Origin of the sequence: Natronocella acetinitrilica (assembly GCF_024170285.1) — a bacterium.
Lineage (GTDB): Bacteria > Pseudomonadota > Gammaproteobacteria > Nitrococcales > Aquisalimonadaceae > Natronocella > Natronocella acetinitrilica.
In genome coordinates this window covers 178,585-202,805 of record NZ_JALJXV010000009.1, presented here as the reverse complement: position 1 = coordinate 202,805, position 24,221 = coordinate 178,585, and the positions used below count along the sequence as shown (strand labels likewise).

Below are 24,221 nucleotides of genomic sequence, written 5' to 3'. Positions count from 1 at the left end.
GCAGTGCCCGGCGGGCCGGCTGTTCAGGGAAGCAATTTGTTGATCCAGCGAACCAGGGTACGAGTCCGCGGCGCGAAAAGTTGCGCAGACAACACGGAATTCACTGTCCGGCGGTGCACCTGGGCCAAAGTCGGGTAGGCATGAATTGCCGCCGCAATGGTCGAGATCCGCACCCGGGCCTGCATGGCCAGCACCATCTCGTGGATGAGTTCTCCGGCGTGGGGACCAAGGATGGTGGCGCCCGCCACGCGACCCTTGTGCACAACCAGCTTCATCATGCCCTGGCCCGTCCCTTCGGCCAGTGCACGATCCACATCCCGGAAGTGAAACCGCGCAATCTGGATATCCAGACCCTGATCCCGGGCCGCGCGTTCCGTCAGACCAACATGAGCGAGTTCGGGGCTGGTGTATGTCACCCAGGGGACCACCCGATAATCCACCTTTTTCGGGAACCGGAACACGGCGTTGGCAATGATCACCCCGGCCTGATACTCCGCCATGTGCGTGAACGGATAGGGGCCGGCCACGTCACCGCAGGCAAAGATGTGCTTTGCCGAGGTGCGCATGCGCGGGTCAACGGTAATCCCGGCACGCTCCACGGCGACACCGGCCTTGTCCAGATCAAGGCTCTCGACGTTCGGCTTGCGGCCGGCGGCCACCAGGATCTCGTCAACGGGTACCGTCATCGTCGAGTCACCCTGCCGACAGTGCAACAGCCTTTCGCCGTTCTCCACGCTGACGCGCTCCACCGCAGTGCCGGTGTGGATGGTCAGGCCCTCTTCCCGTAGGAGTTCCTGCAACTCACCGGTCACTTCGGGGTCTTCCCGGGGCAGAATCCGATCCGCCATTTCGATCACCGTGACCTGGGAACCGAAGCGGGCGAAGGACTGCGCCAACTCCAGACCGATCGGCCCGCCGCCGAGTACGCCCAGACGTCGCGGCAGCTCGCGCTGGCCGAAGATGGTCTCGTTGGTGAGGTAGCCCGCTTCCTCCAGCCCGGGAACCGGTGGAATCGCCGGCCGGGAGCCCGTGGCGATCACAAATCGCCGCCCGTGCAGTTCGGTGCCATTCACCAATACCGAATGCGGGCCGGTGAAGCGGGCCTCGCCAAAGCGCACATCCACGCCGTAACCGCGAAAACGCTCGGGATCATCGTGCTTCTGGATGGACTCGATCACCTCACGCACGCGATCCGTCACCGCACCGAGGTCTGTGACCGGCTCACCTGCCTGAATACCGAAATCCCCTGCCCGACGCGTCAGGTGCGCCACTTCGGCCGATCGGATGAGGGTCTTGCTGGGAACACAGCCATAGTGCAGGCAGTCACCGCCAAGCTTGTTCTCACGCTCGATGAGCACAACGTCCAGCCCCAGTTGCCCGGCCACGCTGGACGTCACCAGGCCACCGACGCCGCCGCCGATAATGATCAGGTCATGGCGCTTCACCGACCGCCCTCCGACGTGGCGGGCTTGGTCTCGTCGCGCTGCTCCACCGAGGGGTCGGTTTTGACGCGACGAATGAGCCTTGGCAGGAAGATGACGGCGGCGAGCAGCCCGATGGCGATCAGGATGGCCTGAATACCGCTGCGCCCCCCGGCGACGGTTTCCGCCCCCGCATGGCCAACCCAGGTGTAGGCGAACGCCCCCGGAGCCATGCAGATGAACGTGGCCAGGGCGTAGGGCATGAAACCGATCCGGGTAAGGCCGAGGGCGTAATTAAGAATATTGAAGGGGAATACCGGCACCAGACGAGTGAACGCAACGAAGCGCCATCCCTCCCGCTCCACACCCTTGATCAGACGCTCGAGTCGTCCCCCAGCGCGTGCCGCCACCCAGTCTGAAGCCACGTAGCGCGCGACCAGAAATGCGAGCATGGCCCCGATGGTGGCGCCGGTGAGGCTGAAGAGCGTGCCAAAGACCGGCCCGAAGAGCACGCCGCCCGCGATGGTGAAGATCAGGCCGGGCATGAACGCCACCGTGGCAATCGCATACGCAGCGATGAAGGCCAGCGGTGCCCAGGCGCCCAGATCATCAAGGCCACGCTCCAGCATGCCGATGCTCAGGCTCTCCCGAAAGGCGATACCAAACGCAATGAGCGCACCCACTACAAGGAGCAATCCCAATCTTGAAGCCAAACGCCTGTTCATCGAACTCTCCCTTCGTGATTGCGCAGTCGTTGGTGCGCGGATACTACTCCAGACGACGTGGACACAGTGTCCGCGCACGAGGCCACCTTGACTATATGTACTTGCCGCAGGGCAGCATTGCCATAGGAATGACGAATGGGCCGGTGCCCAGCTTGACTTAAGGAAGCGCTTCCTTAAACGTACTGTCCGTCGTTCAGTCCATCGCCCGGCGACAACGAGCACTGGCCCCGATCGAAATTGGGCGTCACTTCCCGATCGAGCAGATGAGACAAGGCGTCCGCGCCGCCGATGTAATGTCCATCGATCCAGATCTGCGGAACGGTAATCGGGGTCTTGGCACCGACGATCGGCTTGACCCTGGCGAGCATGGCATAGAGCGCCCGCGGCTCACGGACAACGTCATGGTAGGTGTAATCCAGGCCAGCATCTTTCAGATAGCCGCACGCCCGATGGCAATGCGGGCAGGACGCCTTTCCATAGACGTGATTGCCGGCAAGCCGGGATTTGCGGGCGTGCGCCTGGACAACAGCCTGGGTCAACACGCCGCGGTTCAGCGCATTACCCTGACTGACAACACGGCCATCCACCATCACGATCGGCGCATGCCAGCCGCCGGCTCTCAGCGGTCGCCACCACTCGCTTAACCAGTCCCGCATGGATAGGCGTACTGGCACATCCGCCAGTTCGGATGCAAGCGTGTCCTCGATAACGTCTTTCGTCAGCGAACATTCGCCGCAGGGAATCCTGACCCGAAAAGGCCCCCAGGCGCCTGCCCAGCGGTAGACGGTGACATTGACCGTTGCGTCTTGCATGTTTGCCCTCCCCTGGGGCTTTTCGCTTCGCCGATTCATGGACGAAAGCGTAACGGCCACAGAGGGCACAGCAACATTCGGAAAAACCCCTAGGGACGCGCTGAAGTATTCACACCGTCGCGTTACACACAGATTTTTCGTGATGCCAGGCGCGGCGCGCGGCGGCGTGAATATTTCAGCGCGTCCCTAGGATACGTAGAATCGCGCATACCGCTCCATGGCTGTTCACGTAGGCTTTGAAAGAGCCTATTGCCTTGTGTCCCGAAACTAGCATGGAGCAGACAATGGATGAGTCCCGTCGGGCACTGATTGCGGAAAACATCAACCTCCTGTCACAGCTACGCACGCTGATCACTCAGACGTCGAGCAGCACCTTTCAGCGCCAGCATCCCGATCTTGGTAGCGGCAGCATCGGTGAGCAGGTCCGACACGTGCTCAACCACTATGAGTCCCTCTTGAGAGACTGCACGACGGTCGACTATGAGAACCGCACGCGGGGTTCCAGTGTCGAGACCGCTCCCTCATTCGCGCTGTTTCGAATCGACGAAATAAGTCAGGAACTACAGCAACTGGCGCAGGGTAGCGGTCCTTCCCGTGTGCGCATGCCTGAGACTGTGACCATTTCCGGCCAGAAGCGCCGCGTCCATCTTGATTCGACCATGGAGCGGGAACTGTCCTTTCTGGCCAGCCACACCACCCACCACCTGGCGCTGATACGGATACTCGCAACCGTTGCAGGATCAAGGGTTCCCAGTGGGGTGGGTATCGCAAAATCAACTCAGGATTATCGGCAGAGTCTTGATCAGGGCGATGGAGCCGCTCAACCGCGACCGCTGGCTGCCGGCGACGTTTTCACCGGCAGAAAACGAGCATCGACTTAGTCACCTTGATAAAAAACGAAAAGATCCTGCGCAAGACGACGTCCTTGAAGTCGCGCTTGTACGATTCGTGATTGCATGGACCTGCCTACGTAGATTCCCCAACTACCGGTATGAGAGCCGGCACCTAGACTTTTTAAGTTGAGTACAACCAAAAGCCTGGGAGGGCATCGCATGACCGAGAGAGCAGAAAAACGACAACACCTGTTAAGTGCCTTGTCCTGCGGCGTCGTTGCCTCCGCTCCATTGCTGTTGGTGGCCGTTTACGGCTCAAGTGCGAGCTTAGGTGCGGCGGAGCTGATCGAGCAACAATCATCAAGGCTATCAGCACTGATTCAGCCGGTGGCTGAGGGAGAGGCCGAAGGCGAGGCTGAGGGAGAGGCTGAGGGAGAGGCCGAGGGTGAGGCTGAAGGGGAAGCTGAAGGCGAAGCATCCGCCGAATTGCGTGACGCCGTTGCGCGTCCCGCCGACTATCAACCCTATGAAGGTGAACAGGCGGCACTGCTGGCAAGAGGCGAAGAGCTTTTCTACGACAACAGCCTGTCGACCAACGGTATGGCTTGTGCCACCTGCCATATGGCGAGTTCCGGTTATGCAGATACCTTCGCCCAGCCGTTTCCTCACCGAGTGGGAATGGCACTTACGGACTTCGGCATGACTGAAGTTCATCTGGACGAAATGATCCAGATCTGCATGGTTGCCCCAATGGCTGCCGAACCATTGGCCTGGGATTCAGAAGATCTCGCAGCGCTGGTTGAATACATGAAAGTAGAGCAGGAAAAATTCCGGGAGCGATAAGGAAGCGCTGCAGTCTTCCCCACTTCCTTAAGGAGACACTGATCGATGTCCCTATTAGCGCTGCTCATTGCAGCGCTTTTTTTATTTCCACGCCTCGTGGAAACAAAAAAATGATCGGGGTGGCCTCGAGATCGATCTCCTCCCGGAGGAAAAGCCCGGAAGCAGTATCGTCCGTGCACTGGGCATGGACCGCCTCACGGTCGTCGATCTCCACCAGCGAGTAGCGTGTCTCGCCCTTGAACGCGTGGTTGTCCCACTCGATGATATCCGCCGGCTTGAACACACGTTCGGCGGTGCCGGCGATAAGTCGTTCCCGCAATCGATGATGCGGCTAATGAATGACCGACGCTCGCCGATAACGTGGAGTAGCTCACGGTCGTCCCGACCGGGGCCATTTAGACTCTAATCTCTTCCTTGGAGAACCTGTCCCATGCGCGCCGCGCTCGTCGACTCAGGCCATCACGATCTGTCCGAACTGTACCGGCGGGGAGACCGCCTGTCCGTGGTCGTCTTGTGGATGATCGCTTTCGGGTCGCTGTTGCTGGCGACCGAGCACGGGACCTGGTTCGCCTGGTTTGTGGCCGGATTCCCGGCTGCCGCCATTCCCACGGCACTGGCTCGACTGGCACCGGGCGCCCGCATCACCCGCATCAGTGTGGGTGTCGCCTACATGGTGCTGGCGGGGCTGACCATCCACCAGACACAGGGCATGCTGGAGCTGCACTTCGGTATTTTCGTGCTGCTGGCATTCCTGCTGGTCTATCGCGATTGGCTGCCCATTGTCGTTGCTGCCGGGGTGATCGCGGTTCACCACCTGGTTTTTCATCACCTGCAGCTTGCCGGAGCGCCGGTCTACGCTTTCCCGCCGGGAGCCGAGATGGGTCTTGGCATCGTGCTGATCCACGCCGCCTACGTGGTTTTCGAGACGCTGGTGCTCGTGTATCTGTCCCTGACTTTTCGACGTGACGCCCTGCAGGGAGCCGAACTCAACCAGATTGCGACCAACCTGCGGGATGGTGGCACCGTCGATCTGCAGTATCGCTTTCCGAACCCCACAGGCTCCGCGACCGTGGGTATGCACACGTCCCTGGAGCATATACAGACCACTTTACGCAGCGTGTCAGGGGTGATGACGCGCCTTGGGGAACTCGGTCGGCACGTACAGCGCGGATCGGAAGAAACGTCGGAGAGCGCGGCAGAGCAATCCACTCGCACCACGGAACTGGCCGCCGCAGTCACGGAGATGAGCACATCCATTCAGGAAGTGGCCCGCAATACTGCCGACATGGCCGGCGCCACCGAGGAGACGGATCAGCTACTCGGCGATGTTCGAAGCACCGTCCAACGAGCAAACAAGGTGATCGCCGAACTCGCACAGCGGCTCCGGGACAGCAGCGAGCAGATTCAGCGCCTCGAGGATCGCAGCCAGAACATCGGTGTGGTGGTGGGGGTGATCCGTGAGGTCACCGAACGGACCAATCTGCTCGCCCTTAACGCGGCTATCGAGGCGGCCCGGGCGGGCGAACATGGTCGTGGTTTTGCCGTGGTGGCGGACGAGGTGCGCAACCTGGCCCGCCAGACCCAGACCTCCGCCGGCGAGATAGAAACGCTGATCAGGCAACTGCAGGAAGAAACCGCCCAGAGCACGGCGACCATGCTGGATGGGGTGAGAGATTCCTCCCGCAGCGCCGATGAAATGCAGACCGCATCCGGCGCACTCGACGAGGCCATCGAACGGGTTTCCAGGATTTCCCGGACCAGTATCGAAATCGCCGCCGCAGCGGAACAGCAGAGCCAGGTGGCCGACGAGATCGACCGCCGCCTCGCGGATATCGACGTGACGGCGGCCAGCAACAGGGAACGGGCCAAGGCCTCCACCCGCTCAGCCAACGAAATCGCCAAAGCAGTCACCGGGGTCACCCAGGAACTCCAGCGGTTTCGAATCTAGTGTCTCCCGGGCCCGGTCGATGTTCAGGTAAGCTAGTGTGCCCCGTTGTTAATCCTGTAGCATTCAGAGTGTGACTGAGCCGACAGGGCAAGGCGCGACCCGCAGTGAATGGCCAGCCCTTTACAAGGGGCGCAACACCGCAATGTCGACTCAGACGCACTCCCGAAGGGCGAGCCGGAAAGCGCTCATCTGCGGCGTTAGGCCTCTTGGAAAGGCAATAAGCATTCCCGGCGAGCTCTGCCTTGCAGCTAAGCGCTTTCCGACCCGCTGAATGTTACAGGATTAACGACGGGGTACACTAGGCGGGCACTGATGGATCTGGATTGTTTGCATGCCCTTGAAACTGCTCGCCGTCGGCGACCTGCACCTGGGTCGCCGCCCCGGAGGATTACCGGAGTTCCTGCGGAGCCCCGAGGCGAGTCGTCCGCTCTCACCCGCGGCCGCCCTGAATCATCTGGTGGATACTGCCATCGCGCGCAGCGTTGATGTGGTGGCCTTCGCCGGCGATGTGGTGGAACAGGAAGACGACTTCTTCGAAGCCTATGGCGAGCTGCGGCGGGCGGTGCAAAGGCTGCACGCCGCCGGCATCAAGGTGGCCGCCGTGGCAGGCAATCACGACGTGCAGGTGCTGCCGGCGCTGGCCGACGAGTTAGCCGATTTCCGGCTGCTGGGTCGGGACGGCCGTTGGGAGAATCTGCCTCTTGAGGGTGCAGATGGCACCGGGGTGAATCTTTGCGGCTGGTCCTTCCCGAGCCCGGTTGTCAGAACCAGCCCCTTGTCCGGGCAATCACTCCCACGAGACACCGGTCCGACACTGGGCCTGCTGCATTGCGATCGGGATCAGTCTTCCAGCCCGCATGCGCCGGTGCGCAGCAACGAGCTAAGCGACGCCGGCGTCGACGCCTGGCTGCTGGGGCACATCCACAAGCCGGACGCCCTGAGCGTGAGCAATCCGATGGGTTATCTGGGCTCTGTCACGCCCCTGCGCGCCACGGAAACCGGTGCCCATGGGCCGTGGTTGGTGACGGTAGGCCCAACTGGACTCGATGACCTCGTCCAGTGGCCGCTGGCCCCCTTGCGTTGGGACTCCATCACTGTACCCATCGACAACATGTCCGATGCCATCGCGGCGAGAAGCAGGATGCTGGATGCACTGAAGCGTCATGCGCAGCAGGTCATGGCGGCAGAGTTTCAACCCGAAGTGCTGGGCGTCCGCATTCGCTTTACCGGGCGCAGTCGACTGCGTTCATCAATCGAGGAACTGCTGTCCGGCGAGAACCTGGATGATGTCTCCGTCGTGGATGGTTTGCGCTGCTTCGTCTCGCGCATCGAATACGATCTGCGACCCGAGGCCGACCTCGATGAACTGGCCCGTCGCCATGATCCCGTCGGTCTCATGGCTCAACGCCTGCTGCTAATCGACCAAGCGCCGGATAACCCGCAACGACAGGCACTGCTTGATGACGCGCGTCGGCGTCTTGATGATGCGTCTACCGACAGGGCCTGGGATGTCTTGCCGTCTCCAGACTGGACTGACGAAGCGCTCTCGGATCTGTTGCGTGAGACCATCATCGGCGGACTGGATGCCTTGCTGCGTCAACGTGAGGATGATAGCGCATGAGGCTGCAAAGCCTTCATATCCAGCGCCTTGCCGGCATTGATCAGCCACTGTCAATTTCTGATCTTCCAGATGGACTCACCGTCGTCAGTGGACCGAATGCCTCCGGCAAGAGCAGCCTGATTCGGGCACTACGTCATCTCCTCGCGCCAGCAGGAAACGACCCCGCAGGGCTGGTGCTGGCAGCCGATATCTGGCTCGACGGCGCGCTATGGCGCGTCGAGCGGACCGGCAGCTCGATCGAGTGGTTCCGCGACGGCAAACCCCAACTCCCACCACCGCTCCCCGATCCGGACGCCTTGGACGCCTACCTGCTGCAGGTGGATAACCTCCTGCGAGCAAGCCGTGATGATGAAAAACTGACCCGCCGTTTTCTGCAGACCCTGGCAGGTGGCTTCGACCTGTCGGCACTCGCCTCGGAAAAGGGCCCATTTCACGTCCAACCGGGGCGCGACCGCCAGCTTGCCCAGCAACTGCGCGATGCAGAGTCACAGCTGAGCACCGCCATCCGGGAGAACCGTCGTCTTCTTGACGAGCGCAGGCGGTTGCCAGAACTGGAAACCCGGATCGGGCAGGCAGAGCAGGCCGGGCGCATCGTCACCCGCTGCGATAGCGCCCTGGCGTGGCTTGAGGCGCGACGACAGCGTCTGCAGATGGAGGAACGGCTCAACACTTACCCCCCGGGAATGGAGCACTGTCCGGCCCCCACCACGCTCGAGGACACGGAGGCAGCCCAGTCCACGGCCCGGAAACGGCTCAATGAGGCGCAGCAGGATGAAGCCGATGCGCGCGAGCGTTTGCGATCCAGCGGATTCACGCAAACCGGCGACCTGCCGGACAGCTCCCTCGCCAGAAGCTGGCTGGATCGCCTCAAGCGACTGGACGATCAGCTTGCCCGCGCCCGGGAGGATCAGGCCGCCGCGGACGCCACATGTTCCGACCGACGGCCGGCTGCGACGGCGCCGGAGCAGGATCTGCTGGCCCCGGGGCCAGAGTGGCTCCGGGCCGTGGAGCAGGCGGCCGACAGCCTGAACCAGGCCCGGGAGCGACTGCGCCTGCTGGACGCCGAAGACGCCTCACGTAATGCCGGCGAGGCCGACGCCCGGGACATGGCAGACCAGCGGCGCGGCCAACGCCGACAGTATCTGCTGGGATCCACCCTCATCGTTGCCGGTTGTGCGCCTGCGCTGGGGCTCGTCATGTTCGGCGGTGACGGACTGCTCCGCATGCTCGCGGTGATCGGTGTGCTACTGCTGCTGGCGGGCCTCGCAGTCATCGGTCGGCCCCATTTCACCCCGCAGCCTCAGTCCCGGGCAGGCGCGGCCAGAGCCTTAAGGGATCAGGCCGAACAGGATGCCGCCAGGGCCCACGATGCATTGTCGGCGCTCGCCGTCGAGGCCGGTCTGCCGCTGGAAGGTGAAATCCTCCCCGGCACCAGCCTCCGTCTTGCCCATCAACTACATGATCTTGATCAGCTGTCACGAACAAGAGCAAGCGCCATGGCTCGGGTTCGCGAGCTGGAAAGCCAACACGGGAAGCTGCGCGAGCAGCTGCACGGCTACCTGGCGGATTTCGACCTGTCTCCGGGAGCAGAGTCCGATACCGACCGTCTCACCAGCGCCTGTGATGCCCTCGAGAGCCGCACCCGTATTGCACGGGAGGCGAGAGCGGAGCTACAGCGCACCGCGCGTGCAATCCAGCAACATCAGGACGACCTGCACCAGGCGCAGGAACGCCTTGCTGCGCTCTACCAGGCCTGTGGTCTTGATGTGAACGATCGAGTCGCCATGGACGAAAGGATTCGCATGCGCGACGCATGGCAGCAAGCGTCAGAGGCCTACCGCCAGGCGATGGCCGGCGAGCAGTCCCTTGCGCGGCAACTCGCACAGGATGATGCCCTGCGGGAGGCCGTCGAGGCTGACGACGAGGCCACCATTCGAGCAGAACGAGACAGGGCCGCGCAAGACGCCGAGGATCTTCACGCCTTGATGGATCGACGGGCCAGCCTCCAGGCGGAACTGCGCGGTGTGGAGGCCGCCCACCCTCTGGAGAGGGCTCGTGCGGAACGGGATCAACTCCGGGATGATCTCTCACGCCGCCGGAATGAGCGCATGCGGGCTGAACTTGGCCGATGGCTGGTCACCACGGTGGAGTCGGAAAACCGACGCCTGCATCAACCCGAAGCGGTTCGTCTCGCCGATGATTACCTGCGAACCTTCACCCATCATCGGTTTGCCCTTGAGCTTGACGAGGCGGGACAGCCTTGCGCCCGTCATCTTGCAACGGGCGAGCGACGGTCACTTCCGGAATTGTCCGTTGGCACGCGCATGCAATTGCTGATTGCACTGCGGGTTGCCTGGGCCAGAACCCGCGAGGGTAACGGCCCGCGCATGCCCTTGTTTCTGGACGAGGCACTGACGACCACCGACCCCGAGCGATTCAACAGCATCGCCCAGGCCCTGGGGAGCCTCGCCGCAAAAGACCAGAGACAGATCATCTATCTCACGGCGCAACCGGAAGATGCCGAACGTTGGCGCATGGCAACGGGAGAGCCGCCGCATCGGGTGGTTTTGGGCGGCACTGACGGCGGCACCCGGATGACCGCCGAGCAGCTACGGCCCATTGCGGCACCAAGGATCCCGCCACCTGCCGACGCCGACGCGGCGGCCTACTCGGAGCATCTGGCAGTACCGCCCATGGTTCCCGCAGACGATCCCGGGTTGATCCACATTTTTCATTTGCTTCGGGATGACCTGCCCCTGCTGCACCGCTTGCTCCAGGACTATCGGGTAGAAACACTGGGGCAACTGGAAAGCCTGCTGACGCAGCAGAAAGGCATGGGCGCCGTACCCACCGAAAAGGCCGAATCGCTTCATCATCGCTGCGGGCTGGCGCGGGAATGGTGCGCGGCCTGGCGTCGCGGACGCGGCAGACCAGTTGACCGGACAACACTTGAACAGTCCGCGGCCAGTGGCTGGTCCACGCTCATCGGCCCCCTCGCCGAGCGGGCCAAGGCCGTCGATGGCGACGCCGATCGGCTGATGCAATCCCTGCAGCAGGAATCCATCCACGGTCTCGGCAAGAAACGCCTGACCCAGTTCCAGGAATGGTTGTTAGATGAGGGATACCTGGACCCCACGCCCCGCTACGATCGGGATGGTCGCCACAGGGCAGTGACGGCCTCACTATCCGCCGAGCAGGCAGGTGACGCCGCCGAACTCATCAATTGGCTCGAATCCGCAGTCCCATCGAACGATCCCCCTCTCCGCTGAAAACCCCACCGGGGTCCTGGTCCTTTCGGGATCGTTTGCATATCCCGGTGCGGTCCATCGTTTCTGCGACAGACCACACATAACGCACGTGTACATGTCTATATCCTGATTTGTACAGTTGCTGTATAGCTTTTCTTTTTGCGGATGGCCATTCGGCTACCCGTCACCTGCTTCAAGGAAAACAACAAATGTTCAACAGGCATCTCAGCGTGGGTCAACGCCTTGGACTCGGCTTCGCTCTGGTCCTCTCTCTATTGATCATGGTGACGCTGGTGGGCGTCCAGCGCGTCGGCGTCATCGACAGCACCCTCACCGAGGTGGACGAGGGTGCAACCTTGAAGCAGCGTTACGCCATCAACTTTCGCGGCAGCGTCCATGACCGTGCCATTGCGATTCGCGATGCGGTGCTGGAAGAGAGCAATGCCGGCCTGCAACGACACCTGAACGACATCGAGGTACTGAAATCCTTCTACGCCGAGTCGGCGGAGCCCATGAACCAGTTGTTCGATGCCCAGGGAGCAAGTGCCCAGGAACAACGCCTGCTCGGGGACATCCAGGCCATCGAGCAGACCACGCTTGCCCTCAGCGATCGCCTGATCGCGCTGAGGCAGACGAACGACATCGGCGCTGCCCGGACATTTCTGCTGAATGAGGTCTCCCCTGCCTATACGGAGTGGCTGAACCGCATCAATGCCTTCATCGATTATCAGGAAGCCAGCATCGCCACCGACATCGCCCGGGTGCAACGCACTGCCAGCGATTTCAGCATGCTGATGCTGGTTGTTGCCGGTATTGCCGTGCTGCTCAGCATCATCGTGTCGCTGCTGATCATACGGCGGTTGAAATCCGTCCTCGGGGGCGAACCGGAGGAAGTCGCAGCCGTGATCCGCAAGATCAGTCAGGGACACCTGGCCACGGCGATACATACTGATTACCCACGCAGTGTAATGGGCGAGCTCAAGGGTATGAGCGAGCGCCTGCGGGAGACCATGACGGAGGTCCGCTCGGCGGCGGACAACCTGACCGGCGCCGCGGCGGGCCTGCTCGAGGCATCGGAGAGCAATCGCAACCAGATTCGCCAGCAGTCCGAGGGAACGACCCAGATGGCCGTGGCCACGAACGAAATGGCGGCGTCGGTGGCCCAGGTGGCTGGTAATGCCAACAGGGCGGCAGAAGCGACCCAGAACGCCGATGAAGGTGGTATGCGGGTCAATGCCGAGGTTCGACAGACTGCGGAAGCCATCGAGAAGCTGGCAGACACGCTGGAGGATGCCGCCGGCAGCGTTCAGCAGGTCTACAAGGAAAGCACCGAAATCGAAACCATCGTGGAGGTGATCCAGGCTATCGCCGAGCAGACCAACCTGCTGGCCCTGAACGCTGCCATCGAGGCGGCCCGCGCCGGCACACACGGTCGAGGCTTTGCCATCGTCGCTGACGAAGTGCGCGCCCTCGCCTCACGGACCCAGGATTCCACCCGCGAGATCAGCAACATGATCGACAAGCTCCAGGAAGGCACCGGCAAGGCGGTGAAGGTCATGGAGAACAGCCGCGAACTGGCTCAGACCACGGTGGCGCAGACCGCCCGCACAGAGGCGTCAATTGCCGGCATACGCGAGGACATCTCGTCCATCAACCAGATGAATACCGAGATCGCAACGGCAGCCGAGCAGCAAAGCCGTGTCGCCGACGAACTCAATCAGAACATCAACCGGATCACCGAGGCGACCGAGATCACAGGCGACGTCTCCGACCGGGTGGCGGACGCCAGTCGCGACCTCTCAAGCCTCGCCGATCAGTTGACAGAGAAAGTGGCTTTCTTCAAGTCCTGAGCCGGCGACAGATGGCATTGCAGGACCGGTTGCCACTCAACCGGTCCTGTTCACCAGGGGCTTACGGCCTTGACGCAAGCGCTGGGCGGTCGTCTCGTAGACCGCCAGCATGGCGGGCACCAGGAACAGCACGATGCCCGTTGCCACCCCGAGGCCGAAGGCGATTGCCACCGCCATGGGAATGAGGAACTGGGCTTGCAGTGAGGTTTCGAAAATCAACGGCAGCAGTCCGCCAATGGTCGTGAGCGTGGTCACGATAACCGGTCGCAGGCGCTGGCGCGAAGCCTCCACCAGGGCATCCAGCACATCACCCTCGGGATTCTCATCCCGGATATCCCGATAGAACACGGTCAGGATGATGGAATTGTTGACCACGATGCCGGTCAGGCCGAACAAGCCGAAGAGTGAGAGTATGGTGAGATCCAGCCCCATCAGGTAGTGCCCGGCAAAGGCACCCACCAGGCCGAAGGGAATCACCGCCATCACCAATAGCGGCCAGCCGTAGGATCCAAACACCGCCGCCAGTATCAGATAGATCAGGGCCAGGGCCAGGATCAGCCCCATACGCATGTCGGCAAGGGTCTCCTCCTCGTCCGCCGCCCGCCCCTCGAAACCGAAACGCAGCCCATAACGCTCGGACAGCTCGGGTAGAAAGCCGGATTCCAGATCACCGAGAATCTGGTTTGCGTTGGCCACATCCGCATCCACATCGGCACTGACACGCACCGCGAGACGGCCATCGAAATTGCGGATAGAGTCAAAGCCCCGGCGTGCCTCGAGTTCCACCATGTTGGCCAAAGGCACCCGCTGGCCATCGGGCAGCTGCAGCTGAAAATCGAACAGGCTGGCAAGCTCATCGCGCTCGCTCGCCGCGAGCCGCACACGAACCTCGATTTCCTCCCGTCGCTGGTGGAAGATCTGCACCAGCTCGCCACCGAATGCGGCGCGCAGTTGCTGGCCCACATCCTCGGTGGTCAGGCCCAGCCGACGCCCCTCGGAGCGCAGCCGATAGACCCATTGCTCGGCGCCGTAGGGAAGATCGTCGGCAATACCGCTGACACCCTGGAACAGCCGTAGCCGGTCCTGCAAGTCCATGGCCGCCCGCTTGAGCTGGTCCGGCGTCGTACCTGTCAGCCGGATATCGATGGCCGAACCCGGTGGTCCTCCCTCCCGTTCACGAATTGTCAGATTTTCCAGACCCGGCGCCGGCGGGGTGCGCGCCTCCCAGGCCCGCAGGAACTCCCGGTTGCGCACGGTCCGGGACTCCGGCGAAGTCAGTTCCACCATGATCGCGCCGAACTGATCCCCCATGCGGATACTGGCCGGATCGGACGCAACGGTCTGGCCGATATGGACGACATGCGTGCGCAGCACACCGCCGCCATATTCTTCATCGGTCTCGATCAGGCTGCGCTCAAGATCAGCCAGATAGGTCTCTACCCGGGACTGCGGGGTGCCGGCCACAAAAGAGACGTTCGCATGAACAATGTTGCCCTCGACGGACGGAAAGAACGTAAACGGTAGTCGTCCGGCGGGAACCAGGGCCATGGAGACTGCGAGTATGCCCACCGCTGCGGCCAGGGTCGCCCAGCGGTAATCCAGTGCCGCAGAGACAGCACGGCGGAACGGCCCATCGCGGAAGCGGTTGAAGACGCCATCGATACGCTCGCGGGTCTTGCTGGGCGCCATGCCCTCACCCCGCTCGAAGGTGCGTCGCAAGTGGCCAGGCAGAATGAAAAAGGCCTGGATGATGGAGGCCGCAATCGCACAGACCACCACCAGGGGAATGGAAAAGAGGATGTTGCCGATAGGCCCACCAATGATCATCAGGGGCAGAAAAGCAGCAATGGTGGTCAGGGATGCAGCCATCACCGGCACCAGCATCCGCCGGGCGCCGTTGATCGCGGCCTCCGCCGGTGCCTCCCCCCCCTGGTAGCGGGCAAGGGCGTTTTCCCCTACCACGATGGCGTTATCGACAATGATGCCAAGGGCCATGATCAGACCGAACAGGCTGATCATGTTGATGCTGCCACCGGCAAGCAACAGGGCCACCATGGCGGCGAGAAACGAAACGGGGATACCAAGCCCCACCCAGAAGGCCAAGCGGGAGGACAGGAACAGCAGCATCACTGCTACCACCAGCAACAGACCGCCTGCGCCGTTCTTCAGCAGAAGCTGGATGCGTTCGAGCAGGAACTGCCAGAACTCGTCGAAGACGGAGAGTTGCACGCTGCTCGGCAGAGTACCGGGCCGCTCGGCCATGAATTCATCGAGAATACGCGCCGCGGCAAGGGCATCCTCACGCTCGGCACGTTGCAGCAGCAACTCGATGGCTGGTCGTCCCTCATAGCGCAACCGCACGGTGTTGTCCCGATCCGCTCGGCTGACAGTGGCTATGTCCCCGAGGTTGACGGTGTTACCGCCGGGTAGCGTCACCGGAAGGTCTTCGAAAGCCGCAGCGGTGCGCGCCTGATCGAGCCCCCGCAAGCGCCGGGCAACATCGCCCTCGCCCACCTCGCCGGCGGGCAGATCGAGACTCTGGCGGGCAATGAGACCAGCGAAATCACGGAAGCTCAGGTTCAGGTCCAGCAGACGACTCTGGGGCAATTCGATGCGGATCTCCTGGTCGGCCAGACCAGTGATCTCGATGTTCGCGACCCCCCGTTCCAGCAGTTCGTCCTCCAGGGTTCGAACCAGCTCCCGCAGCTCCAGGGGATCCACGTCGCCCGTGACCAGTACACGGGCGATGGGGTCATAGCGCACCACCCGGGTGACTGTCGGTTCGCGAGCATCCGCCGGCAGATTCCTGACACGGGCCACCCGGTCCTTGATGGACTCCGTGGCCTCGCTGATGTCGATGCCCTCCTCCAGCTCGAGGATGATGGTTGCCATGTTTTCGCCGGAAACGGAGGTCATGGTCCGCAGGCCATCGAGATCGCGCAGCTCGTCTTCCAGCGGAGCGGTGATGGCGTCTGCCACGTCTTCCGCCGTGGCACCCCGCCATTCCACCTGCACCTGCACGAAATCCAACTCGAAGCTGGGGAAAAATTGGGTGTTGAGCTGCTGCAGGGCCCAGAGACCGGAGATGATCATGAGCAGCATGATGAGGTTGGCGCCAACCGGATGCCGGGCAATGAAGGCGATCCACGACCGTTCCTCCGGTGCCGCCGTCGGGTTCATGTGCCGTCACCACGCTCTACGGCCCGGACCGACAGGCCCTCCATGGCCTGGGGCAACTGGGTGACCACAACAAGATCGTTGTCCTGGAGCACATCGCTTCGCACCAGCACCCCACGCCGTCCGTCAGGCATGCGGGCTTCGCCGATGCGCTCGATGCTTACCGCTTCCATCCGCCCGTCGCGGACACGATAGATACGGGTGGTCTCATACAAGGCTTCGAATGGCAGCAGCACGCTGTCGGGCTCCGCGGGCAGTGTGAGCTCGAGGGTGGCGAATCGACCCAGCAGCAGGTCAGCACCCGGGGGAATGGCGAACAGTGCATCCAGTCCGCCCTGCCCGGGGTCGGCGCGACCCGCCAGGCGCGATAGGCGGACGGGGACTGAGGCCCCGTCCACCACGGCGTGGGCCTCAAGCTCTCCGGTCTGCAATGCCTGGCGCAGTCGAGCCACATGGGTGCTGGTCACCATGGCACGGATTTCCAGTGCGTCGCTGTCGTACAGCGCCACAAGCACCTCGCCGGGGCCGACGCGGTCTCCCGGTGCAACGTGGAGATCGGCGATACGCCCGTCGAAGGGCGCCGCAACGTTACTACGAGCCAGATTCAGCTCGGCCCGGGCAGCAAGTGCCTGGGCACGTTGAAGCCGCGCCTCGAGCTGTGCCAGACGGGCATCGGCACTGGCTACCGCCAGCCTGCGCGCGCTCACCGCGAGTATCTGCTGCTCCAGATTACGACTGACCTGGTCGACTTCGGCCTGGGAGGTGAAGGCCTCAGACGCCAGATTGCTGATACGCTCCATCTCCCGCCGAACAATGGCCAGCAGCCGCTCTTCGCTCTCCAGATCGCGGCGGTCGCCGACGATGCGCTGACGCTCCACTGCAAGCTGCGCCTCAAGGTCCGCCACCTCCGCACGGCGCTCCCGCAGGGCGAGCTCCAGCTCCTCGGGATCAAGCCGAATCAGCGGATCACCGGCGGCCACACTGTCACCCTCACGAATGAGTACCTCGGCCACATCCGCCTCCACGGCCGAGCGAAGGGTGGCAGCGCGGGGTGACTCGATGAACCCGTGCAAGCGCAGAATGGGCGCATGTGCACCCCGGACAGCTTGCACCGCTTCAACGGGCCATGCCCGCTCCTCCGCCGGGACCGGCACCGTCTCCGGTCGGGTAGCCATCAGGGCAGCAACAACGAGGATCGCCGATCCGAGGATCAGCAGGGGCAGGAGGCCCCGAAACAGACGACGGGCTATCGACATTACATTCCTTCGCGCTGACAATGGGGTTCATCCCCGGCAGCCGCAAAGATACCATCGGCCAGCGGGCAACGCGTAACGCGGAGTGCGCCAATGCAACAGGATCTCAAGCAGCGCCGGGAGACGCTGGAAAAACAACGCGACGCTCTCGCCGAGAGATTGCGCAAGATCAATCTGGATTTTCGCCGTGGGCTGGACCGGGATCTGGATGAACAGGCCCAGGAGCTTGAGAACGCCGAGGTCCTTCAGGAAATAGCCCGCGTCACCGCAGAGGAACTCAACCGGATCGAACTCGCGCTGCAGCGCATCGAGCAGGCCATGCGACACCAGCAGCAATAACGACGTTAGTGTCCCATCCCCCGGAATGCGAACTGCCTGAAAACCGGACTGGATTGCCGCTCTTCCAGCAGTTCGAGTTCGCGAACCAAGGTCGACCCACGCACTTCGACCCGGTATTCGGTGGCGACCTGCATGGGTGGCACGACCAGGGTCTCATCAGGCTTGCCATCGGGATCTGCCTGTAACAGCAGGCTTTCGCGGGGATCGGTGGTGGCCATGTCCGGATTCAGAACTGCCGCCATGACCGGCAGGGGCTCTGTGCCAAGCAGCTCCACGCCTATACGCATGCCCGCGCCACCTTCGCGTTTGAGCCAACGAACCACCGCCGTCTCGCCGCGGCCACCGTGCCCGCCCTCGATATGACTGAGCAGCACGATCTCACCGACACGGGCCCGGCTGCCGGAATTCTCCGGGCAATGCAGGCAGTAGCCTCCGGGGCTGCGATTCACGAGATGCCAGCCTCGCTCCTGTTCAGTCTCTGCATCACCGTATTCGCGACCTGAGAAACCCTCCACCGGGGCTGCGACCAGGTGTTCGGCGTCGGCACGTAGCTGCGATGAAATTTCCCAGATGTCGTCGTCCAGGTCTTCCGCGCCTTCCCAGGTGAGTTCAGTAGCACCGAAGTCGCTGCCATTGCCCACCGGCTCAGTCGCAGCTTTCTCCGAGGCAACCTCCAGGACACGGCGAATGCGGCTAAGCCCGAAGACCAATGAAACGGAACCGCGTTGAGGTGATCTGTCGAAGGCACGGCTGGTGGTCCGGGCAAGCGCATCAATCATGTCCTGCATGGTGGTGGCATCGTCATCACCCCTGTCATCGCCCCCCCGATCAGTCCGCAATTGCTTGTCGCGGCGTTCACTGAGCACGCGACAGAGCCCATCCGTCTGCAGGTAAAGCGCATTCTCCGTTGGCTGCCCCTGGGCAGCATCAACGGGACACGGCTCTTCATCACCTTCGGCATTCACCAGGAACGCCGGTCCACCCTTGCCATCAACCTCGCCGAACACCGCATATCGCGCAAGCTCGCCAAGCATCCGATGCACGACCTGGACCCGGCCACGGGGCATGCGCCACGGGTCACAGGCCGCTGTCAAAAGCAGTTGCTTGTATACGTCGTCGACGCTGCGTCGTCCATCCAGAGCCGGTATCGGACGACGATGAATGCGCTGGGCCGAGGCGACCCGCCAACTGCCGTGCAGGGTGATCCAGACTCCCGGAGGCGGGCGACGGTAGAGTTGCCAGCATTCCATCAGCACCACGCCTGTGTGACGACAGACACCAAGCTGCGCCCTGGCGCGCTGACCCCGCCGCAACCCGAACAGGCCACGCGGGTCGGTGAGCAGGACGAGCCGATAGCCACGTACCATGGCCTCGGACAACTGAAACAGCAAACGCGCAGCCTGGGCACTGCGACTGGGCAGGGGCAATGGCTGCAGGTGATAGCGCTTGCGCAGACTGTCCACCACGTAGGCGACGATGCGCTCCAGCTGGGTCAGGTGGCCAAGTCGGGCCTCTGGTTTGAGCTTGGTAGCGGAAGCCGCCTCCAGGACATCCAGAATACGCCGACCGGTGACGTTCGGGTCCGCGACAGGCAACTGTGCAAGCCATTGCTCCACGGACTTGGGCCGCTCATCGAAACGGTCTCGGTCCGGCCTGCCGCTCGGCAGGCTGCCCGAGTCTACACTGGCAAAGCTCATCGATTGCACCAATGACGAAACTCATCCATGCGCTGGGGGCGACTCCTGAATACCACGGGGATTCGATCTGCAAGATTACATGAGGCAGGAAGGATGGGCGAGACGTATGCGGGTTTGAAACGAAAAGCCCCGGTCGATTGCACCGGGGCTCTGGATAGACACTCATGTCCGGACGTCGCTGTCCGGTATTACCCGCCGAAGCTGTGCGTTCGGGGACAGGAAACTGACGCGATCCAGGGCTGCATGGACGCTACGAACGGCCGCCCGCACGGCATCCCCGATGGCCCTGTTGCGCAACTCGATAGCCTCGCGACGAATGCGCTCCGCCTCGTGGTACGTAACCCGATAAAACTGCTGATCATGTCGCACGATCCACCTCACCGATCCAGAATGCCCAATAATGGTGCGAATTATTGCACCGCAACATAAGTATCGGACAAGAGACCTGAAATAGCTAGGTGGAATTAGGACTAATTCTTTTTCTTACGGGGACTTAATAGAAAATCAGAATGTTCGACGCAGGTCACGAAAGCTCGTAAAAAGCCGCTGGCTTCGACAAGATCGCGGCCAGATTGCACCAACTTTGTGCGATTTATCAAGCCGTTTGCCGCCCCTGATCAGAAGCGGCCAGGCAGCTGATAGAGCAACATCTGATATTCCTCGGTCACGTCCAGGCCCTGGTTGACCAGAAGGCGGTCATCCTCCACCCGCCAGTCCAGCCTGTAGCGCCCATCAACTTCGGCGATCAGACCAATGTCGGCCATGCTGCGCAGGAACCCATCCAGTTGCTGCTGCAAGGCGTTCTGCACGAACAGCGGAGACCCTTCCATCTGCGTCGCCGCCAGCCGGGCCAGGATTACGGTAAACCCCGGATCCATGTCCAACCGGCCACGCAGGCCCGCCTGCGGCCAGAACAGCCCCGGGCTTCCGAACTCGGCGATCCAGTCGGGTTGCACCGGAAACCTCGCCACGATATCCAGTACGTTCCCCAGGACATCAATCCGAACCGGGCCGATCAGCAGAGCCGGTTGACCCGCGAAAAGCGCGTCGAAATGGCGTGACAGGATGTCGACCAGAATCGCTGAATCCGCGTCCGCGCGCAGTGCCGGTTCGAGTTCCAGCCATGCCGCGCCATAGGCGTCGCGCTCCAGGCCCTCCAGCGATAGAGCGGCGGCGTGGGAGAAAGGCTCACCACCCAGCTCTCCCGCGGCCGTCATCTCCATCGCCACAGTGACGCCGTCATGGCCCTCCAGGAGCCGCAAGCCCAGTGTCGCGCCATCGACCCCCAGCGGTTCATCACCCGCATCGCCCAGAACCATGAGCGTTGGCCCCATGGCGAGATCCAGGTCGGCAAACCAGGCGCCATCAGCTTCGCGGTCCACCTCGGCCCGTATGCGCATTGAACGCCCGGTGAGGCGATCTGCGGCGAGTGCGTTATCCCATTCGTCGATGCTGCCATACAGCACGAATTCATCCAGATACCCGCCATTGCCCGCGGTGCTGCCGTTCAGGGCGATGCCGCGGAGAACCTGCTCCGAGTCCATGGCGTTATCGCGATAATGGAATTCGGCAAGGTTGATGGAATAATCCAGCCGATGCCGCTCCGGCCGGAGTACGCCACCTGCTTCAAAATCGCCGCTGCCAATCCCTGCCCGCACGCCGTGCTCCCATTCGAGCCAGGTCTCACCGAGTGTTCCTGCGACCTCCAGTTGGCCGTCTGACAAGGCGTAGCGGTAGCGGACATGGTCTGTATCTGTCCACAGATCGTAGGGCAGATCATCGGCACGATCATCGTGGTCAAGGCGGGTCCAGGCCGTGCCCTCGAACGCGGGCTGGGTGTAATCCCCGATCACATCGCCGGAGAAGTCCACCCGGAATATGCCGCGACCCGGCTCCGGATGATGGTCGCCATATTTTCTCAGCAGATGATGGGCAGGCTGTGTCACCTCGACCAGGCCAGCAGCAAGCCCGAAGCCGGGGCCACTGCCCTGCAGCATCACTGGCCCATGGTCGATGGACAGCGTCGCCTCGTACTCCAGGGGCGACGGGGGCAATCCGGCATCCTCCAGCTCCTGGCGATGGATGACATCCAGCGGCCCCCCGGGCAGGACGCGCAACCACACCCGTGTCTGCCGCAGGCTGCGGTCGATGGCAATATCCCGCAGTTCAACGCCCGCCACCCCGTCCAGAGCGGCAAGCGTCTCGCGCAACTCGGCCTCGACACGCTGACCACTCCAGTGCATGGCACCGAGATACAAGGTGAACAGTGCCAACGGCGCGCCGACCATGCCGATCAAAAGTCCCTTTTTCATGAAACACCCTGTTGCAACGCAAATCGATTCCGCATGCTACACGCAACGCCCGCCGTCCACCTCCAGACAGACCCCGGTGATGAAAGCGGCGTCATCCGAGGCAAGAAACAGGGCGGCCGAGGCTATGTCCGACGGCTGGCTGAGACGGCCCATCGGGATTCCCGAGATCACTGCCTCGCGACTGTTGTCGCCGAGAAACTGGTCGATCAGCCCCGTCTCTCCCATGACCGGATTGATGGCGTTGACCCGGATCTGTTCCGGCCCAAGCTCCACGGCCATGGACTTGGTGAGAATGACCGCCGCTCCCTTGCTGCCGTTGTACCAGGTGAGCCCCGGGCGGGGCCGAACGCCGGCAGTGGACGCCACATTGATGAAACAGCCACTGCCCTGACGACGAAATACCGGCACCACATGCCGCGCCGACAGGTAGATGCTCTTCACGTTGACTGCATAGACCCTGTCGAATGTGTCCTCGTCCACATCCAGCATGGGACCGTTTCGATGCGTGGTCCCGGCGTTATTGACCATGACGTGGAGCGTACCGAACCGGCTGACTGTGGATTCCACCAGTGACGCCATATCGTCGTTCTGACTGACATCAGTACGCACGGCCAAAGCCTCGCCACCCGATTCCGCAATCGCCTCGGCGACCCGTTCGGCACCCTCGAGATTGATGTCGGCGACGACGACTCGGGCACCCTGCCCGGCAAACCGCCGCGCGATGGCCTCACCGAATCCGGACCCACCACCGGTCACGACGGCTACCTTTCCGTTCAGACGCATGCTCTCCTCCCGCAATCCTGTTGTGTGTTATCGCGCCTCATCATAGAGCATTCGACAACAGACAACGCAGGCCACCAAGGGCACAATAGGAGCCGATCCCGGAACCCTGATGCGCGAAAGCGATGCAGACAGCAACCCAGAACGGACAGAACAACACGGCCTCGGACTGGCCGGCGAAGCGGCGGGTCACCCTGGTAGGGGGCGTCGTCAACTGCTTCCTCTCGGTGGGGAAGATTGCCGCCGGCATCTTCGGCCAGTCCCAGGCACTGGTCGCCGATGGCGTTCATTCCCTCTCCGATCTGCTCAGTGACGGCCTGGTGCTGTTTGCTGCCCGCTGGGGCAGCAAGGAAGCGGACGAGGACCATCCCTACGGCCACGCCCGTATCGAAACCGCGGCAACCGCCCTGATCGGCGCGCTGCTGCTCATGATTGGCGGCGGTTTCGTCTATGACTCGGTGATGCGTCTGCTGAATCCGGATCTCCTGCTGCATCCGGGATGGCTGGCGCTGATTGCCGCGGTGGCCTCCGTGGGCACCAAGGAGGCGCTCTACCACTACACCCTGAAGGTTGCCCACGACACGCGCTCACCGCTGATCGAGGCCAATGCCTGGCATCACCGCTCCGATGCGCTCTCATCCATCGTGGTGGTGGTCGGCGTGACGGGAGCCATGCTCGGTGCACCCTGGCTGGACGCCGTCGCGGCGATTGTCGTTGCCTTGTTTCTGGGCCGTATGGGCTGGCGGTTCATTCGCCAATCCATCGTCGAGCTGGTGGATACCGGCCTCGCCGATGACGAACTGCGGGAACTGGAGCAGGTGATCGACGCGGTGCCGGGAGTGCGCAGGCATCAGCACTTGCGCACTCGGCGCATGGGTGGCCAGGTGGTGATGGACGTCCATCTGATGCTGGATCCGGATATTCGCCTGTCGGAGGCCAACCGTATCGCCACCCAGGTCCAGCATGCCCTGCTCGGGCGGATTGACGCCGTGTCCGACGTGCTGGTGGGTATCAAGCCGGATAACGAGTTGGCAGATTCACCGGCAGACGCCTTGCCTCCCCGGGAGGTCATCACCGAGGATCTTTCCCGCGCCTGGAATGAGATCGAGGAACTACCGGAGCAGCGCACACTGACCCTGCATTACAAACCGTCCGGGGTGGATATCGATATCCTGGTCCGGCAGTCACCGGGAGGCGGCGATGTTGACACGCTTATGCGTCGCCTGGAGATCGCAAGTCACCACCTGCTCTACGTCGGCAGAATCCGCTTGCTGGTAGTGGAGGGGCAGGGACGCGGCTACGGGACCGATCCACACCGTTGAGTGATTGTTATCCAGCGCCGAGTTGCGCATCCGGGGCCAA

At 62.6% G+C, this 24,221-nt stretch carries 18 protein-coding genes; 8 read left to right on the top strand and 10 right to left on the bottom strand.

Features of this window, described 5'->3' with window-relative positions; all coding sequences use genetic code 11:
* Positions 1-23: 23 nt before the first annotated feature.
* The 3 genes from J2T57_RS18105 to J2T57_RS18095 form a co-directional block, all read right to left on the bottom strand.
* Entirely contained in the window at positions 24-1,445 is a 1,422-nt protein-coding gene (locus J2T57_RS18105) for a dihydrolipoyl dehydrogenase family protein (RefSeq protein ID WP_253482799.1), read from the bottom strand.
* Positions 1,442-2,146 carry a TVP38/TMEM64 family protein gene (locus J2T57_RS18100; RefSeq protein WP_253482796.1) on the bottom strand — a complete coding sequence of 235 codons (705 nt, stop codon included), beginning with the start codon at positions 2,144-2,146 and terminating at the stop codon, positions 1,442-1,444. Before J2T57_RS18100 ends, J2T57_RS18105 begins: the two co-directional genes overlap by 4 nt.
* Before the next feature lie 173 nt (positions 2,147-2,319).
* Positions 2,320-2,958 (bottom strand): glutaredoxin domain-containing protein, encoded by a 639-nt coding sequence (locus J2T57_RS18095; RefSeq protein ID WP_253482793.1) that lies wholly within the window; start codon positions 2,956-2,958, stop codon positions 2,320-2,322.
* A 272-nt stretch (positions 2,959-3,230) separates the two neighbouring features.
* Here J2T57_RS18095 and J2T57_RS18090 point away from each other — a divergent pair, with 272 nt between their 5' ends.
* Together J2T57_RS18090 and J2T57_RS18085 are read left to right on the top strand one after the other, a co-directional pair.
* Positions 3,231-3,839, top strand: coding sequence for a hypothetical protein (locus J2T57_RS18090; RefSeq protein WP_253482790.1), 609 nt, complete (start codon positions 3,231-3,233; stop codon positions 3,837-3,839).
* A gap of 171 nt (positions 3,840-4,010) precedes the next feature.
* Positions 4,011-4,634: a c-type cytochrome gene (locus tag J2T57_RS18085; protein WP_253482787.1), complete on the top strand. Its 624-nt coding sequence runs from the start codon at positions 4,011-4,013 to the stop codon at positions 4,632-4,634.
* A gap of 64 nt (positions 4,635-4,698) precedes the next feature.
* On the opposite strand, the gene J2T57_RS18080 is transcribed toward J2T57_RS18085, so the two are convergent.
* Positions 4,699-4,953 (bottom strand): DUF3047 domain-containing protein, encoded by a 255-nt coding sequence (locus J2T57_RS18080; protein ID WP_253482784.1) that lies wholly within the window; start codon positions 4,951-4,953, stop codon positions 4,699-4,701.
* Positions 4,954-5,064: 111 nt separating this feature from the next.
* Here J2T57_RS18080 and J2T57_RS18075 point away from each other — a divergent pair, with 111 nt between their 5' ends.
* The 4 genes from J2T57_RS18075 (at position 5,065) to J2T57_RS18060 (ending at position 13,301) form a co-directional block, all read left to right on the top strand.
* Positions 5,065-6,582: a methyl-accepting chemotaxis protein gene (locus tag J2T57_RS18075; protein ID WP_253482780.1), complete on the top strand. Its 1,518-nt coding sequence runs from the start codon at positions 5,065-5,067 to the stop codon at positions 6,580-6,582.
* Positions 6,583-6,913: 331 nt separating this feature from the next.
* Positions 6,914-8,203: a metallophosphoesterase family protein gene (locus tag J2T57_RS18070; protein ID WP_253482777.1), complete on the top strand. Its 1,290-nt coding sequence runs from the start codon at positions 6,914-6,916 to the stop codon at positions 8,201-8,203.
* Positions 8,200-11,472 (top strand): ATP-binding protein, encoded by a 3,273-nt coding sequence (locus tag J2T57_RS18065; protein WP_253482774.1) that lies wholly within the window; start codon positions 8,200-8,202, stop codon positions 11,470-11,472. Before J2T57_RS18070 ends, J2T57_RS18065 begins: the two co-directional genes overlap by 4 nt.
* 188 nt (positions 11,473-11,660) lie before the next feature.
* Positions 11,661-13,301 carry a methyl-accepting chemotaxis protein gene (locus J2T57_RS18060; RefSeq protein ID WP_253482770.1) on the top strand — a complete coding sequence of 547 codons (1,641 nt, stop codon included), beginning with the start codon at positions 11,661-11,663 and terminating at the stop codon, positions 13,299-13,301.
* Positions 13,302-13,337: 36 nt separating this feature from the next.
* On the opposite strand, the gene J2T57_RS18055 is transcribed toward J2T57_RS18060, so the two are convergent.
* Positions 13,338-16,481, bottom strand: coding sequence for an efflux RND transporter permease subunit (locus J2T57_RS18055; RefSeq protein ID WP_253482767.1), 3,144 nt, complete (start codon positions 16,479-16,481; stop codon positions 13,338-13,340).
* On the bottom strand, positions 16,478-17,734 hold the full coding sequence (locus J2T57_RS18050; protein ID WP_253482753.1) for an efflux RND transporter periplasmic adaptor subunit: 1,257 nt from the start codon (positions 17,732-17,734) through the stop codon (positions 16,478-16,480). Before J2T57_RS18050 ends, J2T57_RS18055 begins: the two co-directional genes overlap by 4 nt.
* A gap of 90 nt (positions 17,735-17,824) precedes the next feature.
* On the opposite strand from J2T57_RS18050, the gene J2T57_RS18045 reads away from it, so the two are divergent.
* Positions 17,825-18,070, top strand: a complete 246-nt coding sequence (locus tag J2T57_RS18045) for a hypothetical protein (protein WP_253482750.1) — start codon at positions 17,825-17,827, stop codon at positions 18,068-18,070.
* Between the two features lie 5 nt (positions 18,071-18,075).
* Here J2T57_RS18045 and J2T57_RS18040 read toward each other — a convergent pair whose 3' ends face one another.
* From J2T57_RS18040 to J2T57_RS18025, 4 genes are all read right to left on the bottom strand, one after another.
* On the bottom strand, positions 18,076-19,767 hold the full coding sequence (locus J2T57_RS18040) for a cyclic-di-GMP receptor FimW-related protein (protein ID WP_253482747.1): 1,692 nt from the start codon (positions 19,765-19,767) through the stop codon (positions 18,076-18,078).
* A 162-nt stretch (positions 19,768-19,929) separates the two neighbouring features.
* Positions 19,930-20,136: a hypothetical protein gene (locus tag J2T57_RS18035; protein WP_253482744.1), complete on the bottom strand. Its 207-nt coding sequence runs from the start codon at positions 20,134-20,136 to the stop codon at positions 19,930-19,932.
* Between the two features lie 248 nt (positions 20,137-20,384).
* The gene (locus J2T57_RS18030; protein WP_253482741.1) at positions 20,385-22,079 is read right to left on the bottom strand and encodes a DUF945 family protein; all 1,695 of its coding nucleotides are present in this window, start codon (positions 22,077-22,079) and stop codon (positions 20,385-20,387) included.
* 36 nt (positions 22,080-22,115) lie between these two features.
* Complete coding sequence (locus tag J2T57_RS18025) at positions 22,116-22,862, bottom strand: SDR family oxidoreductase (protein ID WP_253482738.1); 747 nt, start codon at positions 22,860-22,862, stop codon at positions 22,116-22,118.
* Positions 22,863-22,984: 122 nt separating this feature from the next.
* On the opposite strand from J2T57_RS18025, the gene J2T57_RS18020 reads away from it, so the two are divergent.
* Complete coding sequence (locus J2T57_RS18020) at positions 22,985-24,181, top strand: cation diffusion facilitator family transporter (RefSeq protein ID WP_253482735.1); 1,197 nt, start codon at positions 22,985-22,987, stop codon at positions 24,179-24,181.
* Positions 24,182-24,221: the final 40 nt, after the last annotated feature.